Origin of the sequence: Stutzerimonas stutzeri, from assembly GCF_024448935.1 — a bacterium.
Classification (GTDB): domain Bacteria; phylum Pseudomonadota; class Gammaproteobacteria; order Pseudomonadales; family Pseudomonadaceae; genus Stutzerimonas; species Stutzerimonas stutzeri_AO.
Genome location: NZ_JAMOIE010000036.1, coordinates 1 through 17637 on the forward strand (window position 1 = coordinate 1; position 17637 = coordinate 17637).

Below are 17637 nucleotides of genomic sequence, written 5' to 3' on the forward strand. Positions count from 1 at the left end.
CGCGATAGCGGAAGCTCACCTGACCATCGACGCAGGCGGCGATGTCCTGCTCACGGATGACGCCGCGGCAGGGATAGCGCCCGAGATAGACGAGTGCCTTCTCGCTGCCGACCGCTTTGCAATCGACCGCCCAGGCGCACGGATGACGAGGTGGAAGGTCAGCCCGGGCGTCTCGATGCCGGCGAGCATCTTGCCCCGGAAGACCTTCGCCAGGGCCTTGTGGTTGAACAGATAGCCTTTGCCGGTCTTGCCACGGCGCCGGGTGCGCCAGCGCTTGTGCTGCGCATCGCCGGCAGCCGCCGGCATCACCAGATGGACGTGCGGGTGGTAATCGAGCCGGCGCGTGTTGGTATGCAGCACGGCGATCACGCCGGGCGTGCGCTGCAGGTGTCGGTCGTTCTCGCTGAAAGTCCGCGCGATCTGCCAAGCACAGCGAATCAACAGATCATAGAGCACATCCGGATGCGTCCGGGCCAGTCCGCGGAATTCGGCGGGCAAGGTAAACGGGTGCTTTTGCTTTGTAACCAGTCAATCAAGTTCGTTCCGGCCTTCGGCCTCCACCGGACGCCCCTGACGGGCCGCCCCTTATTTCAGCATTATGTTTCTTGATCGCACCTGTTAACTGGTGCTATTAATGACACCAAATCGTTGTCTAGGTAATCATTATGCAAGTGAAATTTTCCGAGGATGTCATTCCTCTGTCAGACCTTAAAATCAATCCCGGAAAGGTGGTTGGTCGAGCACAGGAGACGCATCGCCCAATCCTGCTTACCAGCCGTGGCCGCGGCATAGCTGTTGTGCAGGGGCTCGAGGATTATGAGAGAACTGCCGAGGAATTGCGGTTTGTAAAGGCGGTGGCGCAGGGGCTTATGGATGTTCGCGAAGGCAACACCGTATCGTTGGAGGACGCCAAGAAAACGTTGGGCATCAAGTAAATGGAATTACGCATCGCACAGTACGCTCTTGAGGATTTACAGGCCATTCAGGAGTATTACAAAGAGCAGGATGTGCCACATATCGGTGATGATTTTGTGGCTGCTATCCTGGAGCATAGCGAAATGCTCCAACTCCACCCTGATGCTGGCCGGGTTGTTCCTGAATTCAACCTGGATCATATTCGCGAATTGATTCACGCGCCATTTCGAGTTGTCTATCTCAGGCACGCTAAAGAGGTTGTGCTCATACGAGTCTGGCGAAGTGAGAGGCAGTTCGAATTACCAGCAAACGAAACATAACCAAGCCAGTGTTCAGGTCGCGGGGCACTCCGACGCATTCATTGGGCAATTTCCGTCCATTGAGTGCGCTCCTAATTTTCCGGTGAGCAAGGCGTTAGCTACGTGAGTACAAAAAGCACACAATGTGCTAAACTTTGGCTCATGAAACCTATCACATGGAACCCAGAGAAGAACAAGCTTCTCCAAACAGAAAGGAACGTCTCTTTCGAGGATGTGGTTTTGCATATCTCGACTGGAGGCATCTTGGATACGTTCGAGCATCCGAATCAGAAGCGATATCCGGGGCAACAGATTCATGTGATTGAGATTGAGGGGTATGCGTATTTGGTGCCCTTTGTGGAGTCAGAGGATGAGGTTTTTCTGAAAACGATCATCCCGAGCCGGAAAGGGACCAAAACCTATTTGGGAGGTCAAAAATGAGTAGGCTGGATAAAGAAGAGCAAGAAATTCTGTATGCATTCGATACAGGAGAGCTGCAGCGGTCGCCAGACAGTGAAGACAGAAAACTGCGGCATCAACAGTACGCCGAGGCCATGTTCAAGAAAGATGCCCGTATTAACATCAGACTATCCTCCAAGGATCTTAGGGGGCTCCAGAAGAAAGCCCTGGCAGAAGGCATCCCCTACCAAACACTTGCTGCCAGTATCCTTCATAAATATGTGGAAGATCGCTTGCACGAGGATCGATAACTAGGCCATGCACCGGATGCCAAAACCTCCGCCTCGCGCTGGGTTTGTCACCGGTGATGGCAAGCGTTATGTGTGAGCCGCGTCGCGCAGTCCGAGGTGTTCCACAAACGGTCGGAAGTCCTTGTCGGAGAAAAGCAGAGGAAGAGATCAGCACACTAAAAGGCTGCCGGGACGTGCCTTGCGCAGGAGCACCAGTCTAAGGTCGAAACCAAGCGGCAGCATCATTACCAAGCTTTCGTTGTAGGTCAGGGGCAAGCTGCGATTGGCCTTCTTACGATCCTTGAAAACGCACAGCGTATAGCCGGACATGTTTAGGATATTGCGTCGCGCATAGCCGTCCAGCCACGAACCGTTGAAATGGTGAATGGTGAAGTTCTTTTTTTGCGGCGCCGGCGTACAGAAATAATGAACTGGGTAGATAAACGAGTAACTATCCAACACGGTTGGCTCATCGGTCTTGTAGGGCTTTTTCAGGCCGAACCTGCGCGCGTAGTACAGCGTCATGCGTTTGGTATTGGCCGTAAGGTCGAGATTGCCGTTGCGGTCCACTAGACTCAACGACGCATACTCGGCCAGCAGATCACCAATAATGGCGTTATTGGGAACCGCGCCGATGAACGCCGACATCGGATAGCGGTTGCCCTGATACTCCTCGAAGCCAGCGACAAAGTCATGTTCGCGAAACGGCTCGATATCAGCTGTCACTTCCAGATCGGAGTCGAAGTAAAAGCCGCCATAGCGGTGCAGTGCGTATAACCTCATGTAGTCCGACGCGAACGCCCACTTGCGGTGCTCCAGCGCCTGACGGACATAGGGAATGTCGATTTCCGCGAGCTGCGAGTTACCCCATTCCTTGACTTCGTAGTCCGGCAGATACTTCTTCCAGCTCTCGATGCAACGCAGAAGCAGCTCATTCTTTGGCGCATCGCCGATCCAGACGTAATGAATGATCTTTGGAATCATCTTCGCCTCCTTCATGCATTAGATAGATCGCCCGCTCCCTTAGCGCGAGCAGGAATACGAGGAGATATGAGACGTTCGTTCAAGTTTGATCTGAAGCGAGATGCCTTTTCGCAGACTTGCCGTGGGCATCCAGCAGCGTACGGAACAATTCTCCCTTCTGCTCCCACAGGCAATGCTTCTGAATGTTCTCCAGTCCCGCCTGTGCGTAAGCTCTGAGCAATTGCGGCGCATCCATCAGCTCAAGTATGGCGCTTGCAAACTCTTTGACCGCCTCATTGTAGGAGCGCGCATCGATCAACCGTCCGCCCCCGTTCTGCAGGATTTCCCGGGGTCCCTGGTGATTGAGCGCTATAGCAGGCAGGCCGCTGGCCAGCGATTCGAGCAGCACGTTACCGGAGGTATCCTGAACGCTGGTGAAGACGAAAAGGTCGGCGCCCTCGTAGAGCGGCTGGACCTCGGCGAAAGGCAACGCGCCGAGCAACTCGACTTTGCCGGCCAACCCTAGTGCAGCTACTTCCACTTGGGTCTTCTGCGCATCCGGCCCAGTACCGAGTACCTTGATCCGCAATCGCTCGTAAGCCTGAGGCTGATCTGCCTTGATCTGTGCGATGGCGTCGAGCAGCAGCTTGAGAGCCTTACGTGGCTCCAGCCGACCGACCCAGAGCAATGTGAAACTTTCCTTCGGCTCCTGCACCGCATGGCGAGCGGTTACGCCGCTCACCGCTGTTTCAAGCGTCTTGATGCATTTGTGGTGCGCGAAGCGAGGCAGCATTTCGAGGGTGTCCTGGTTGGCCACCAGGATTGACGATGAGCAGTACGATGCTAGGCAGATATACGGGTTGAACCGCAACGTGCGTTTCATCAGCGTGCGCCAGCGCTGCTTGATCCAACCCCGCCCATAGAGCGGTTTTGCCCAGGCCGGTGGTATCTGACCACCACCCACCGGCCCCCAGATGAACCGCGTTCCAGGTACCAGCCATAGCAACCCAGGCATATCCACCACGTTGTAAGTGCACTGGTGGATCACCGCGAGCGAACGATGGCGCAGCTGGTAGGCCAGCACGACAAACAATGCGGCTACTTGCCAGAACACGTAGTACGGCTTCATCAGGCTATGGTGGTGAGCCATACCGGCACAGCCGGGCAAATCGAAAGCAACGATCTCCAGACGCGCGCGGCTGGTCGGTTCGAGCGCCTCGCGCACTGGCCGCTCATGCATCCGGCGAGTGAGCAGCACGACATTCCCGTCGGAGACAGTCAGGATCTGTTTGAGCCAGTTCCAGCCTACGTATGGCTCTGAGCCCATGGACGGGTCGCAGGCAAACGCGGAAATCAAAACGCAATCTTTCATGGGCACTTCCTGTACTGACATGCGGGCGAGGATTCAGCGGGTGAGCGTTAGGAGGAGTTGTCAGCTTGGCGACTTCGCAACATCAGCCGCGCAAGACCCGGCACGCACCACTGCGGCGTTGGGCGCGCGCTGGTGTCGCGAGGTCCTGCGCGGTATCAGAAGCATCAGTCCGATAATGAAAGCGGCGAAGGCATGCGATAGACGCGTTGAGTCCAGATACGCATTCACCGATAGCGAGAACAGGGAGACAAACAACAGGGCGTAGACGTAATGATTGGTCGTCTTGTCTAGCCAGATGACGCGCAGGAACACAACGGCAAACAGTGCGTAGACGAAGACCCCAAAGCGGAAGAATACGTCGAACAAAGAGTTGTGATTAGACACCTGATGCGCCAGAAATCGTGTATCGAGCAGCGGATGCCAGAAAGCATATTTGAAGCTCACGTCGCGATAGGGGCCGCCAAATCCGACCCCGTGCAGGAACTCGGAAATACCAATCATCGAGCTGGCGCCCTTGAGCATCTCCAGGCGGATCTCCGCGTTGTCGTCGACATCCGCCATGCTGGAAGACAGATCCAGGCCCATCAGAAAGAAACCCACCACTGGCGTCAGCAAGATCACACCCAGGAAAACCGCCTTGAGCAACCCCTTCGGCGGTTTCAGAAGACAGCAGCCGGCAACAAGCAGGGCGATACCCAAAGGCGTTGTGCGGGTCGAGATGAGAAACATCAGCACCAGGTAAGCCAGCAGCATCGCCAACATCAAACCGCGCTGCCGCGGCTGGAGCGCCAGGCGAATCAGCATGAAGGCTTCCAATACGCCAACTTCGTAGGTGTAGCCGACCTTTACCTGAACAATGAGGTAAACGACACACAGAAGCAGATAGTGGAAGAGCGGCAGATTGGTGATGAAGTTCAGCAGATCCTCTCGACAGACGTAGAAGAAACGTAGGCTGAACAAAAAAACATAGTAGGACGAGACCTGCGGCGCGATGAAGCTGCGCTCATAGCCGTCCACCGTCAGCCAGGAATAGGCGGTGATACCGAGCAGCCCGAGCAGCAGCCAGTCAACCAGCGACAAACGCCTATTGATAACTACAGAAAGCAACAACAGGAGCAGTGAGATCCGCAACGCGATTACGGAGTCAATGAACCCGATCGGGTACAGCGCTACCAGGTAGCCGAGCTTCTTCATCTTGAACGCTCTCAGTCGTGCATCAATGCACCAACATCCGTTTCCGGAAGTGCCATCCAGGGTATTTACGGCTGGTCCGTAGCCATGTGGCATCCAGGTAGAGCCAGTGCAGGGGTGCTCAAAGCTTCGGAGCAGCTATGGCAAAGCTTGTCCGGGCCATACGCAGATTGGTCCTGCCTAGCCGCGCTTGGTTCCTTCGCCATAGCGATATCTTCAAGGCGTTTTGCCGCTGCATCGGAACGCACACCAACACCCTCTGGCGCTCCTAAAACAGCGCCTCGACCAGTTCGGGGATAAGGCGCTCGCCATGCTCCCCCACCGAGGTTTGCTGGAACAGATTGAAGTCACCAAGCGCCTGATGCACGACCCATCCGGCGAAATTGTTTGCCTCAGTCTGCACGCGGATCTTGTGCATGAAGTAGGCGCGTGAAGCGACATCCGGCAGTGCGGGGGTTCCGTTGTAGTTGAACTCGGAAACAACGCCGAATTCACCGACGATGATCCGCTTGGGATTGATCCCGCTCGAATCAACCCAACGTTGCAACTCGGTCCAATCCTCCCAGCGCACTCCTTCGTTCCACCACAGGTGATCGATGATTCGGCCATAACGGCTGATTTCTTCGATCTTGCGCTCGGGCGTCAACGTTGTATCCGCGCCTATGCGCGCGCTGACGTCCGTCAGCATCTGGGTCTTGCCGCCGACGTAGCGGGTAATCGGCATCGGAACGTTGTACAGGTGCGGCTGGCTGCCAGTGCCCTGATGAGTGAACTCGCCCGGTGCGTAAGGATGGAAAGCGAACATGGTGTTTTCATCGTAGTGGCTCAGGTTGAAGTACCCGAGCGCGCCATGCCAGCCGGCTTCCGGTTGGAGAATGATGGTCAGGTTCGGTGCCTTGGAGCGGCAGGCCGAGTACCAACCTGGCGCAACTGAGGTGTAATAGCTCGGTGCGAGCTGTTCGCCAGGAGGCTCGTTAAGCATCTCCAGCGCAACCTGCTCTTCCGAGAATGATCTGTTAAGAGCGCCGCACAGGGTACCGAGAGCCCTCTCAAAGCGCGCACCTGTCGTCGACTCGTTAATCACAGCGATGCGCTGCTCCCAGGTAGATGCCCAGGAAACCTGTACCCGGAAACCGGTTTCTGCCGCGCGACTGATATAGCCGGTCCAGCGCAAAATGGTGGCCTCCATACTGACTGGCGGGGCGAGGAACTCTTCCAGCGAGATCCAGATCCTCAGGGTGTTGAACCCAGCCTGCTCCAGGGCGTCCAGCCGCGCCTTTGTCAGGCCGTAGGCCGGCGCTTCCCAGTTGCTAATGGGCGGACTGACCCCGATTCCCTTGATAGGTCCGCTACGGGTAAATGCAGGGTCACCGGTGTCCGCAACGGCAACCGGTACGTTTATGAGCAGCGAGACCAAGGCGTATGCATATTCTCGGAAAGCCAACATGGTTCGGTTCCTGAGGTGCATTAATAATAATTGGAGCTGGAAACAGGCTGATGAAAAGAAACTCTGAAAGTGCTGGCGCGTTACCAATCGTCGGAAATAAGCGATATCTAAATGCCAGCTTTTGCGGCAAACGGGCATGTAAATTTGACCTGAAATCTCTAAAAACGCCGTTAGGCTTAATTCTTACGAAATATCAAAACAGTGGCACATGATTTAGAGCTGTTGCCAGTCTGTTGGTCTAGGTTTTGTCGCTTATTCCTAACAGACTTAAACGGAACTATCCTCAATCCGCAAACGAAAAACACCCAAACCCCCACAAGGTATATCTTCAGGAGAATATTACTTCTAGTTATATAGAACTGAGCTAATCGCCGTTCCGATTCATCACACCCTGTATCCACTCCCGCTACTTTTCCACGGCACACGCCTGGAAGTATTAGGTCGCTGAGAGCCATCATGCTTAAGATTTTTTTCAACCAGACGCGTCGGGGGCTAGTGCTGTCGGTTGCGTCAGCAGCTCTGTGCTGTGCACCCCTGGCAATCACTCAGGCTCATGCAGCCACTTCGGTCACGACGGAAACCGCGTTTGTTTCCAAGATCAACTCATTTACCAGCAAAGATTTCTTGCGGGGTATCTGGCGGCAATATGCAGGGCTTTCGGTTCCTGCCACTCAAGCGAGCATCGACGCATTCAAACCCGCCGTGCATCTGCGCTTCGCCGATGGGCAGGTGCGTGAGATCAGCAAAGTGTTCCGAGTCGGTAACAACCTCAGCGTCTACGTCAAGGGCGCCCTCCTTGACGGCAACAAGGTTGGCGCTCCAAACACGGTAAGCACAGTGCCAGCGCCGCGCAGCGAGCCCTCCACCTCGGCGAGGTCAGATCTTTCGCCAACAACTTCCTCAACCATTCCCGCATTCATGGCCCGAGGCGACATCAAGGGTATCGACATCACTCCACCAGTGAATGACTGGGAAGCGCCCGCCTACGGCATGACCCAGACGCGCCTGACCGCACTGTCGGCCGCGGGCTTCAATACCCTGCGGATCTGGATTTCGCTGGACGAGTTCCTAACTCCGCCGGTGAGCATGGAAGCTACCTTGTCGCGTTGGATTGGCTATATCGATCGGGCCGCGCAAACCGGCTTCCGCGTGCATGTTGCCTGGGCATCGACGTGGGATGAGCGCATCGCCCTGGTCAACGAACCTGCTCAGCAAGCGCGCTTTCATTACGCTCTCAACAGGCTTTGCTCAGCCATGGGCAGCTATTTCCCGAAGCAGCAGGTGGCGCTGGAAATGATAAACGAGCCACCGGGAGAGCATCTCACACCGGGCTATTACCGCTCAGCTGCACCGGGCTGGTATTCCGCCTGCCGCTCTACCGCTCCTGATATGACCATCATTCTGCAGCCTGAGGGTGGCTGGCACGGCGCCCTGGGGCGCTTCGATCTGAGCGATTTCGACAACAACACCATGTTTTCTTTCCACCCTTACGCACCGGGCGAGTTCACCCATCAGGGCATCGGCAGCCAACCTCACTTGTATAACGTCCCGATGCCAATCACCCGCTATGTCGGTGGCAAAACTCAGATGCTGGCAGACGTCAGCGCTCGTGTTTATGCGGATCCGCGCTTGAGTTCGGATCAGAAAAACTCGGAGATAACCCGTTACGGCCGCCTGATCAATGACCTGTGGTATGACAACGGCTCGCGCTGGGAGGACTGGTCCGAGCTACAACGTTGGGTGGTTTCGAGCGGGATCAATCCCAAGCGAATCATCGCCGGAGAATTCGGCGTCGTATCCGAGTTCAACTACAACGGAACACCTGCACTGAAAGACGTAGCCTCACGCGCGCACTTCATGCGCAAGATCCGCGAGCAAACCCAGGCGAACCAGTTCGCAGGCTGGGTCGTGCATCAGGCCTTCGGTGACTTCAATCTGTTCCAGCAGAACGCTGTAGGCGAACACGGTGACCGTCTCATCCCTGAACTGACAGAGGCGCTATTTGGTAGCCAGCCTCTACCATTAGGCCCGCCAGTAACCGGTCACTAACAGACGCGGCGCAGGGGCAGCTGCAAATCCACTCCTGCGTTATCAGCCAGCCTCCACAGCAACCGCAGCCTCGACGGAACAGGCATAGCCGTTGGGGTTGGCGGACTGCCAGCGCCAAGCATCACGCACCATCTGATCAAGACCTCGCTTGGCTTTCCAGCCAAGCTCCAGAGCCGAGAGCGATGGATCTGCCCAGCACTCGGCTACATCACCGGGCCGTCGAGCGACCACTCGGTATGGTATGGCGCGCTGGCTAGCACGCTCGAAGGCTGCGATGATTTCCAGAACGCTCTGGCCGACGCCAGTGCCTAAATTCCAGACCGACACCCCGTGACGATCGCGCAGGGCATCCAACGTTTTGACGTGTCCTTCGGCCAGATCCATGACATGGATGTAGTCCCGAACGCCGGTGCCGTCTCGGGTCGGGTAGTTGTCGCCAAACACTGAAAGCTCCGCCAGCCGACCGACTGCCACTTGGCTGAGGTAGGGCAGCAGATTGCTGGGTACGCCATTGGGGTCATCACCGATCAAGCCGCTTTCATGGGCACCAATCGGGTTGAAATAGCGCAACAGGGCGATGCTCCAGCGCGGGTCGCATGCAGCCAGGTCACGCAGCATTTCCTCAACGATCAGCTTGGACCGCCCATAAGGGTTGGTAGGCCAGTTGGTGGGGGTAGTTTCGCGTAGCGGCATCTGGCTGGCGTCGCCGTAGACCGTAGCGGAAGAACTGAACACCAGGCGATAAACCCCCGCCCGAGCCATGGCTTGATAAAGCTCGCCACTGCCACCGACATTGGTCGCGTAATATTCAAGCGGCTTGCGTACGCTCTCGCCAACAGCCTTGAGGCCGGCAAAGTGCAGCACGGCAGTAATCGGGTAACAGGCGAAAAGGCTATCCAGCAGGGCAGCGTTACGGATATCGCCGTGCACGAATATGGGCGTCCGGCCGCAAAGCGTGGCGACCCGGTGCAGCGACTCGGCCGAGCTGTTGCACAGGCTGTCCAGTACTACTACTTCATAGCCGGCAAGCATGAGCACCAGGGTAGTGTGAGAGCCGATATAACCGGCTCCTCCTGTTACAAGTATGGTCTCTCTCATCGTTAGTCCTTTGCCCAGCTGTGTCGCCAGCTCGGCGAGCTGATTGGTACGCAGAAGCTATGACCGCATCGGCTGGCAACCACGTACGCCCCGGTCGCTGGCTATACGGGTCGGTGAGGTCAATGCCGTCGGACACGCGAGAAATGCACAACCCACAGCATGTTGCCCAAGGCAAACTTCCACTCCCGGCCCTTGTGCTCCAGGTCAACCGCCCCTGATGCCGGCGCCGGCGTCGGCGCAATCGACGCGGCAGGAAGAAGCCCCAGCAGTTGGCGACCTGCAAAGACGATGAACAGCGAGTTGGTGACGAAATAGCGCTTCCATAGACGCCTCGGCTCACTGCACAGACGGTGAAACCATTCCAGGCCGCCGCGTTGCATCCACATGGGTGCTCGCCTGATGGTTCCGGCGTGGTAGTCGAAAGCAGCCCCCACACCGATCATCGCGGCCTGGATCCGACCCTGGTGCGCCGCCATCCACAGCTCCTGTTTGGGGCAGCCCAAACCGACCCAGACAGTGCCGGCACCCGATGCATTAATGAGGGTGACGATTGCATCGTCTTCTTCCTGGCTAAGCGGTCGATAGGGTGGCGAGTAGGCGCCAGCAATACGCAGCGACGGGAAGTTCTGCAGCAACACGCGCTGCAGCGCGTCAAGCGTCTCCTGCTTGCCGCCGAACAGAAAGAGCGACTCATCGCGATGGGCCGCGTCCGCACAGTACCGCCACATCAGGTCCGGGCCGTTAATCCGTTCCTGCCGCACCATGCCCAGCCGACGCAACATCCAGGCCAGTGGTGCACCGTCGGGCGTCGCCATGTCCGCCTCGTGAATGACCCTGGCGAACGTCGCGTCGCCGCGCGCTGTCACTAAGGAGTGCGCATTGCAAATGCACACGTATCGGCTTTCGCGCCGGCTTGACCATTGCGCCAGAAGAGACAGCGCCGTATGCCAACTCAGTGCGTTTATTGGCAGGCCGATCACCGAACATACGGACCCGTCGGGCGACTGTTGTTTTCCCATGTAGGTATCCCTCTGCGTTGAAGATGCACATTGCAAGCGTCTAGGCAGGTACCAACCGGTCGAACACAACTAGAGTCGCGCCGGAAAGCGTCTGCGTTGGAAATCAATCAGCCCTGTCCGGACGAGGTGCTTGCGGTAGCGACAAAGCGGGGGCGTGCAGACACACGCACGCCTGGCTAACCGACGATGAACTCAATCAGTCGTCGCTGCAGTCAGTTGTCGAGCAGGTTTTCCGCGCAATGGAAGAAGGGAGTTACAGGCGAGCGTGGGTAGTACTCGCTGTCAGTGCTCCAGGGCCGGACGTGCGCTGCGACACGCCAGCCCCAGAGAAGTTGTCAGTACGATCATCATCACCACCTGATTGACCAGAATGCCAAACATCACGCCAGCCACTCCGAAGTCTGTTACCAGCGTTCGAGCTGCAAGCAGCGCAAAGGCGGTACCCAACACATAGGCGAAGAAGATTGCTCGCGTTTGCTCCAGCGTCCGCAGCCCTGCGCGCAGCGGCAAAGCTAGCGCCACCAGCAGGTAGATCGGCACGTACCAGCCCAGCGCCTCGACGCTGATCGGATCGGCGGCACCATAGGCGAGGTTCAGCAAGGGCCTGGAAAATTGGGCCGCCAGCGCCGCGACTAACCCTGTGCTGGCCAGCAGCGCCAGACTGATCCTCACCAAATAACTGCGCAGAGCCGGGATCCCGCCCTGATGAAAGCGTTGACTGGCCTCGCCCGGCACCACGTTTTCCAGCCCAAGGAAGAAGATATGAGTCAACGCCAACAAGTTCTGCGCGCCCCGGATCGCTCCGACCGCAGCCGGGCCCAGCACGACGCCAGCGATGATTAGAAAATAGTTGTCGGACAGCCACTGCAACAGTGTCGAGCCCAGCAACCACCGCGATGAACGCCAATGTCTAACGGCCACGTCGCGGGTATTCAGCGCCTGCCCTTCAGCCCGAGGCAGCCAGCGTCCGCCCACCAGGATCGACACCAGCATGGCCGCGACGATACTCAATAGGGCCGCCTGGAATGACGGATACACTGCCACCACCATGAGCATTAATGGCAGCTGTGCGCCGTAGGCAATCAGGTCGACATAGAACGCCCGCTGCGGTGCAAGCCGCGAGAAAAGATTGCGCCGCAAAAAATCCTGTAGTTGCAGGAAGACCATGCAGCTGACCAAAGGCAGGGTGGCACCATCAGCAAGCCACTGCGGCCGATAAACGGTCGGAATCAATGACAGCGCCGCGACCAGTAAGGCAGCAAGTGCTATCAGCAGCGTTTGCAGTCTGAGCGTCGCGGCGTAATAGCCGCTGCGCCTGGTGCCACTCAACTTTGGCGCGATGGACATCATCGGCGAGACAATCAATGCGTTCTGCACGCCCATGACGAACTGCACCGCCATCCAAGCGAGTACAAACAACCCGTATTGCTCGAAACCGAGGTAGCGCACCAGCAGCACACCCATGAGGAAATTGGTGCCGCTGACCAGGGCTTGGTCGAGCAGCGCCCAATTCCATTGCGCGCCTCGTGCAAACAATGTCTTCATTGGACCTCCATGACTCGCCAGCGTAGCGACGGGCAACCGGCGCGATCAGGAGTGCACTGTGCGGTAGTCCAGCCGGTAGCAGCTCTTGCTGTACCCATACCGCGTGGACGTCCGCTCTTCCACTGAGTTGAAGATCGCTCCATGCAACTCCGTATTGTTCTGCTCGAAGCGGCGCAAGACGAGTTCAACTTCGCGTGTAGCAGTAAAATCGAAGCGCAACACCATCAGATTGATTCCGGTGTACTGGCCGATGATCAACGCATCGGACACAGCCAGCAGCGGAGGCGTGTCGATTACGACCAGATCGAATAGCTCGCCGACGCGCTGCAAAACTTGCTCAAGGGTCGGCTCGAGCAACAGTTCAGCAGGCCACAGCGGGGGCTTGCCACGCGGCAGGAAAGACAGATTCTCGACTGCGGTTGGGCGGATCGCCGCCGTCACATTGCTCTGGTTTTGCAGCACTTCAGCGAAACCATTCTCCTCGCTTAGCGCCAACGCTTCGTGCAGGTGCCCACGCCGCATGTCTGCATCGATGAGTAACACGCGCTGCCCGGCACGGGCAGCCAGGACGGCAAAGTTTAACGAGATAAAACTTTTTCCCACGGCCGGACTTGGACCGGCGAGCATGATCAGGTTGTTGCGTCGGTTCGGCAGGGACAAGCGCAGGCAGGTACGCAGGCTGCGGAGGGCCTCCGTGTATGGATCATTTGCGCGCATCAACACCGCCGGTTGTTTCGCCGGCGCACCGTCGCCCACAACACCATCAAGCTGCTTTGCCGAAAACATCGGCACTGCCGCAAGGACCGGCAACCCCAGCCGCTCGATTTCATCGATGCTCTCGATGCTCGGGAAGAGCTTGCGGCGAATAAAGACAATCGCCAACGCCAGACCGAAGCCGAAAACCAGACCGCCCAACACGACGAGCGTGCGGTTTGGCCAGGCAGGGTTGATGGTATTCACTACAGGCTGGTCAAGCACATGCACATTACCGGCAATGCCGTTGCGCATCACTTCCAGCTCCTGGGCTCGGTTCAACATCAACAGATAAATCTCATTGTTGACCTTTACGTCGCGGCTCAAACGCACCAGCTCCTGCTGGGTTTCGGGAAGGGTGCCAATTTTCCTGGACAATGACTGCTGCTCGAGCGTCAGGCTCTCGATCTGGTTGACCAGCGTCTGATAAGCCGGATGTTCGCTGGTAAAGCGACTCGCCAGCTCCGTCTGCTGCAGCCGCAGGGCCGAGATTTTCGAATCGAGCGCGACCAGCTGATTCAGATAGCCCTCGATCTCAAGACTGATGTCGACAGAACCCGCCTGTGTTTGGAAGCGGTTCAGCGCCAGTTCCGATTGTTCGAGCTTTGCCCGCATGGCAGGCAATTCTGTGGTGAGGAATTCCAATCCGCTGCTGGCATCAGCCGCAGCGCGCTCAATGTTCTGCGCCACGTAGGCTTTCATCACTTCGGCAAGAATGTTGACCGCTCGCTCTGGATCGGCATCGGTAATCGACAGCACAAAAATTCCTGAGCCTTCCTCCACTTCGTCGATCTGCAGCTTGTCCTGCAGTCGCAGCAACGCAGCCAGGCGCGGCTCCTTTATTAGTACGAATTCGCTGCCCGGCTCGGCATCGATCTGGCTGATCGCCAATTGCACGCCACCGTCGGCACTTTTCGCGCCATGCGGGGCGCTGCCGACAAGCAGCTCGCGCCCCTTGGGGTCGAACAACTGATACCCCCCATCCTGGCCGACCAGCAGCCTGAGCGGCTTATCGCGCAATACCTTGGGTACATCCAGTAACTCGATACGCGGCAGCTCATCTCGGTTTGCATCGAATATGAAATGGCGTGAAAGAAACTCACCGATGATTGGGATTGCCTTCGGCCGAACCGAAATATCCAGTGCCAGGGCGTCCACTGCCGCTCCGAGTACGGCTGCAGATCTCATCACGTGCGTCTGAGCAATGGCGGGCGGGACATTAAGTGCCACGCTTTCGTGGCGCTCGGAGAAGCTCGCAGCGCCGGGGCTCTTCGGCTCGACCTCAAGCATCGATACCGCTTCAAACAAAGGTCTCGCAGACAGCGCATAGGCTAGCGCCAAGGCTCCAAAAAGGCCTGTAATTAGCGCTATGAACCGCCAGTTATCTATAACTATGGCGAGTATCTGAACCGGGTTGATTTCCTGTCCGTCTTCTTCACTTCTGTTTGAAGAGTTTTCCGTACGCATAGAAGGTTCCTTTTTCAACCCAGCCACTAACGTTCATTCGCCCTTTTCGAGGCAAGGCTACCGCCAGACCGCGACCTAATAACGGCGCGGACAGTAAAAAACAAACGAAACGCTTATCGCAACATCAAAACTAATCATCTTCGCCGGCTATCAATATACGATAACAATGCTCCGACCTAGCCTGTCAAACTCGAGTCCGATAGACGTACAACCAGATACGATAATCCGGACGCCAAACGGCGGAACTGGGGCACCCGCCCATTTCAGGGTCCACAATCTAAATAGATAGCTACCGCACGGCCCGTCTAAAAACGACCGAGGTAATATGAAAACGCCACATTTGATTCGCGCCACACTTCATTAAAAAGGCGCAAGCCTCAGCCTAATTCAAAACAATATTATGCAGGTGCAATGCCAACTCCAGAACCTTATAAATCCTGCCTTGCAGAGCCACTGCCATTGGCCAAGACGGCCAGGAAGGTGCATCTTTCAATAATAATGTTTCAATTTTGTGCACGCTTTGCAGCCGGCGGAAGAATAACAACATAGGAAAACCAAACAATCAATCTTTAGAGCGAGTATTCATGCACTGGTTAATGCTTCTGTAACAACCATGATTAATCCGTCCCAACTTACGAGACAGGTATATTTTAGTTGAACAGGGAAAATTTGCGCGCCGCCCCTGAAAAATGCCTAGACCACTGAAAGAGATAGTGCGCAAACTGGGGATTAATTAACGATAAAACAAGCGGGAAACTCCTTGGGATTATCGACGCGCTCGCTGCCGGCCGAGTGCCTGCCTGGGCAGCACTCGTCGGCCGTAACAATCGTTGCCAGCCTGCCACGCTTGTGTTCGTCCAACAGGCGGATTCAGCACGCACATGTGCCGCGCAACGCGCCACTCAAGACCAAGCGAAGTGAACTTACCCCCCAACGGCACGATCCCCTTTTAAGCACAGTCAGAGCGATCCGGGCTGCCAGCGCATTCGCGCCGGTCATGAGGCTTGGGTCGCCAGCGATGAGGACGCTTCCGTGACCGTTATCACCCACAGCACGCATCACACGACACACAGCATCTCGCGCCATGTACCTAACCCAGTTCACGCAACGTTGCTCGGGGGGACCGTTCCGCTGTTTCTTGGCGGCCTGCTAAGCGATATCGCGTACTTCCAGACCTATGAGATTCAGTGGACCAACTTCGCGTCCTGGCTGATCGCCGGGGGCCTGGTCTTTTGCGGGTTCGCGATCCTGTTCGCGCTGGTCAATCTGGTTAAAGCCACCCATAAGAAAGGGCGGCCGCTGATCTATCTGGTGCTCCTGGCCGCTACCTGGGTACTGGGCTTTTTTAATGCGCTCGTGCACGCCAAAGACGCCTGGGCGAGCATGCCATCAGGTCTGGTCCTTTCGGTGATCGTGACCCTCCTGGCCTGTGCGGCGAGCTGGATCGGCTTTACCAATCTGCGCGCTGGAGGTGAAGCATGAAATACGCAGGCCCACTAAGCGCCCTGAGCATGGCGTTGCTATTGAGCGCATGCGGCGGCGCGGATGAGGATATCGCCCTGGTGAAAGGTGAAAACCCCAAACTTGTCGATCCTGAGCGCGGATTATTGCCCAGCATGACGATTGCCGACCCGGTCGGCTGGGGAGACAAGAAGCCAACGGTACCCGAGGGCTTCACGGTCAGCGCGATCGCGACCGATATGCAGATCCCGCGGCAAACCCTCGTGCTGCCCAATGGGGACATCCTGGTGGCCGAAGGCCGGGGCGGCAATGCCCCCAAGCTGAGGCCCAAGGATGTCATCGCCGGCTACATCAAATCCAAGGGCACCACCTCGGTCAAAAGCGGTAACCGTCTGACCCTGCTTCGCGATGCCGATGGTGACGGCGTGTACGAGTTGCAGAAGATATTTGCAGACGGCCTTAACGCGCCGTATGGCCTGGCGCTGGCTAACGGGAACATCTACGTGGCCAACCAGGACTCGCTGGTGCGCTTCGAGTATCAGGAAGGTCAGACCGAGGCCAGTAGCGAGCCGGTCAAGGTCACGGACCTGCCGCATCGGATCAACCATCACTGGACCAAGGCGCTCACCGCGAGTCCGGACGGTCGTTCCCTGTACGTTGGCATCGGCTCGAACAGCAACATCACCGAACGCGGGATGGCGGCGGAAGTCGACCGGGCCATGATCTGGCAGATCGACGCCGAGACAGGCGCGCACAAGCCCTACGCAACGGGCCTGCGTAACCCAACGGCACTGACGATTCGCCCCGACACGGACCAGCTGTGGGCGGTGGTGAACGAGCGGGACGAGCTGGGTCCGAATCTGGTCCCTGACTACCTCACCTCGGTACAAGAAGACGGCTTCTATGGCTGGCCGTATAGCTACTGGGGGCAGCACGTCGACGATCGCGTTCGCCCGCAGAACCCCGATCTGGTCGCGGCCGCGATCAAGCCGGACTATGCACTGGGCCCGCACGTCGCTGCGCTCGGCGTGGACTTTTCTTCACCGGTCATGGGCGATAAGTTTGCCGAAGGCGTGTTCGTTGGTGAACACGGCAGTTGGAACCGCGAGAATCCGTCCGGCTATCAGGTGGTCTTCGTGCCATTCAGGAACGGGAAACCCTCGGGCGAGCCGGTTGATTTCGTGACGGGCTTCCGCACCGCCGAAGGGACGCACGGCCGCCCAGTGGGCGTCACGGTCGACCCGCGCGGTGCCCTTATCGTGGCTGACGACCTGGCTAACATCGTATGGCGGGTGACCCGAACGCAGTAAGCCCAACGGCCGGCAGCTGCGTAATACGCCCGGTATAGAGCCCTGATCGCATGGCCCCA

At 57.3% G+C, this 17637-nt stretch carries 15 protein-coding genes and 1 pseudogene; 7 read left to right on the forward strand and 9 right to left on the reverse strand.

What is annotated here, in order from left to right; genetic code table 11:
• Positions 1–504 (reverse strand): annotated as a pseudogene (locus NA637_RS11965) (IS91 family transposase); the annotation flags it as partial.
• Positions 505–665: 161 nt separating this feature from the next.
• On the opposite strand from NA637_RS11965, the gene NA637_RS11970 reads away from it, so the two are divergent.
• From NA637_RS11970 to NA637_RS11985, 4 genes are all read left to right on the forward strand, one after another.
• Positions 666–935: a type II toxin-antitoxin system Phd/YefM family antitoxin gene (locus tag NA637_RS11970; protein ID WP_256072461.1), complete on the forward strand. Its 270-nt coding sequence runs from the start codon at positions 666–668 to the stop codon at positions 933–935.
• Positions 936–1235: a type II toxin-antitoxin system RelE/ParE family toxin gene (locus NA637_RS11975; protein WP_256072462.1), complete on the forward strand. Its 300-nt coding sequence runs from the start codon at positions 936–938 to the stop codon at positions 1233–1235. It begins immediately after the preceding gene.
• A 243-nt stretch (positions 1236–1478) separates the two neighbouring features.
• The gene (locus tag NA637_RS11980; protein WP_256072463.1) at positions 1479–1655 is read left to right on the forward strand and encodes a hypothetical protein; all 177 of its coding nucleotides are present in this window, start codon (positions 1479–1481) and stop codon (positions 1653–1655) included.
• Positions 1652–1924 carry a hypothetical protein gene (locus tag NA637_RS11985; RefSeq protein WP_256072464.1) on the forward strand — a complete coding sequence of 91 codons (273 nt, stop codon included), beginning with the start codon at positions 1652–1654 and terminating at the stop codon, positions 1922–1924. Before NA637_RS11980 ends, NA637_RS11985 begins: the two co-directional genes overlap by 4 nt.
• A gap of 147 nt (positions 1925–2071) precedes the next feature.
• Here the strand turns inward: NA637_RS11985 and NA637_RS11990 are convergent, their stop codons facing one another.
• The 4 genes from NA637_RS11990 to NA637_RS12005 form a co-directional block, all read right to left on the reverse strand.
• Positions 2072–2887, reverse strand: a complete 816-nt coding sequence (locus NA637_RS11990) for a glycosyltransferase family 32 protein (protein WP_256072465.1) — start codon at positions 2885–2887, stop codon at positions 2072–2074.
• A 79-nt stretch (positions 2888–2966) separates the two neighbouring features.
• Positions 2967–4238 (reverse strand): glycosyltransferase family 4 protein, encoded by a 1272-nt coding sequence (locus NA637_RS11995; protein WP_256072466.1) that lies wholly within the window; start codon positions 4236–4238, stop codon positions 2967–2969.
• A gap of 60 nt (positions 4239–4298) precedes the next feature.
• Positions 4299–5432, reverse strand: coding sequence for a hypothetical protein (locus tag NA637_RS12000; protein WP_256072467.1), 1134 nt, complete (start codon positions 5430–5432; stop codon positions 4299–4301).
• Positions 5433–5697: 265 nt separating this feature from the next.
• Complete coding sequence (locus tag NA637_RS12005; RefSeq protein WP_256072468.1) at positions 5698–7014, reverse strand: cellulase family glycosylhydrolase; 1317 nt, start codon at positions 7012–7014, stop codon at positions 5698–5700.
• A gap of 318 nt (positions 7015–7332) precedes the next feature.
• Between NA637_RS12005 and NA637_RS12010 the strand changes: the two genes are divergently transcribed.
• Positions 7333–8925: a cellulase family glycosylhydrolase gene (locus NA637_RS12010; protein WP_256072469.1), complete on the forward strand. Its 1593-nt coding sequence runs from the start codon at positions 7333–7335 to the stop codon at positions 8923–8925.
• A 42-nt stretch (positions 8926–8967) separates the two neighbouring features.
• On the opposite strand, the gene galE is transcribed toward NA637_RS12010, so the two are convergent.
• The 4 genes from galE to NA637_RS12030 all read right to left on the reverse strand — a co-directional run bounded on the left by galE (position 8968) and on the right by NA637_RS12030 (position 14834).
• Positions 8968–10023 (reverse strand): UDP-glucose 4-epimerase GalE, encoded by a 1056-nt coding sequence (gene galE, locus NA637_RS12015; RefSeq protein WP_256072470.1) that lies wholly within the window; start codon positions 10021–10023, stop codon positions 8968–8970.
• Between the two features lie 119 nt (positions 10024–10142).
• Entirely contained in the window at positions 10143–11042 is a 900-nt protein-coding gene (locus tag NA637_RS12020; RefSeq protein ID WP_256072471.1) for a WecB/TagA/CpsF family glycosyltransferase, read from the reverse strand.
• A gap of 282 nt (positions 11043–11324) precedes the next feature.
• Positions 11325–12587: an MATE family efflux transporter gene (locus tag NA637_RS12025; RefSeq protein ID WP_256072472.1), complete on the reverse strand. Its 1263-nt coding sequence runs from the start codon at positions 12585–12587 to the stop codon at positions 11325–11327.
• 45 nt (positions 12588–12632) lie between these two features.
• On the reverse strand, positions 12633–14834 hold the full coding sequence (locus NA637_RS12030) for a polysaccharide biosynthesis tyrosine autokinase (protein ID WP_256072473.1): 2202 nt from the start codon (positions 14832–14834) through the stop codon (positions 12633–12635).
• A gap of 1005 nt (positions 14835–15839) precedes the next feature.
• Here NA637_RS12030 and NA637_RS12035 point away from each other — a divergent pair.
• Together NA637_RS12035 and NA637_RS12040 are read left to right on the forward strand one after the other, a co-directional pair.
• Positions 15840–16289, forward strand: a complete 450-nt coding sequence (locus NA637_RS12035; RefSeq protein ID WP_423836724.1) for a DUF2231 domain-containing protein — start codon at positions 15840–15842, stop codon at positions 16287–16289.
• Positions 16286–17578: a PQQ-dependent sugar dehydrogenase gene (locus NA637_RS12040; RefSeq protein ID WP_256072474.1), complete on the forward strand. Its 1293-nt coding sequence runs from the start codon at positions 16286–16288 to the stop codon at positions 17576–17578. The genes NA637_RS12035 and NA637_RS12040 overlap by 4 nt, the downstream gene beginning before the upstream one ends.
• Positions 17579–17637: the final 59 nt, after the last annotated feature.